A 735-nucleotide genomic window follows, 5' to 3' on the forward strand; every position below is an offset into this window, starting at 1 on the left:
GCCAGGTCTCCTCGCCACCTCAGCATCACGCACATAACCTGAAATCAATGGGTCCTGACCCTAGTGATCCTGGCACCCCAGCTGTCGGGCTTGGCCTCGACGACAGCGAGCGCCTGACGATCGGCAAACAGGGCATAGTCGGCCGGGCCGATAGTCGTGGGGTATTCTCGAATGGTAACCCCCGGCCCAGCCGTGTGGTCAATTGCTCTGTTATCCTGAACAGCCCAGCCGGACGCCGCTAGGCACCTGTCGATCGCATCACGAGCTATCTGCTCTGGGTTCTTGTTGGCCTCAGTCAAGAAGGATCCGCGCAGCAGGAGGCTTCCCTTGTGTTCGACACCGCGGGCCATCAAGCAAGATCTTGGCGATACACGGGTCGGCGACAGATTTGGCGGCACCGATCTTGGGGCTGCATCGGTCGGGCCGCGTGCGACCGATTGCGTTCCCAAAGTCACCTGAAGTCCCTCGGATTCACTCGAAGTGCGTCGAGATGCAGGTCACGGACATACATATCCCGAGAAAGTGGTCCGGCGGGCCGACAGGCGCGGGGATCAGGCCCGGGCGAGCCATCGTAGAACTCGTCTCTGCGGCCGTGGCGCCCCGCACCGCCTCCGTCGCGCTGCCCCACAGTCCCGAGTTCCCGTGACATATCGGTGATCCTGTAGACGACGAGATGGACGACCTCACCTTCTCGCTGAACCCGCACCTTCACGGCGATCATGGGGGCAGTGAGGA

Annotated in this window: 1 protein-coding gene; it reads right to left on the reverse strand. The window is 62.3% G+C overall.

Annotated features, from left to right (window positions below; all coding sequences use genetic code 11):
* Positions 1 to 451 precede the first annotated feature (451 nt).
* A partial coding sequence (locus ACFFII_RS17015; protein WP_377700063.1) for a hypothetical protein occupies positions 452 to 735 on the reverse strand: 284 nt, incomplete at its 5' end.

The sequence above is a fragment of the Paracoccus niistensis genome (genome assembly GCF_042432925.1).
In the GTDB taxonomy this organism is placed as follows: domain Bacteria; phylum Pseudomonadota; class Alphaproteobacteria; order Rhodobacterales; family Rhodobacteraceae; genus Paracoccus; species Paracoccus niistensis.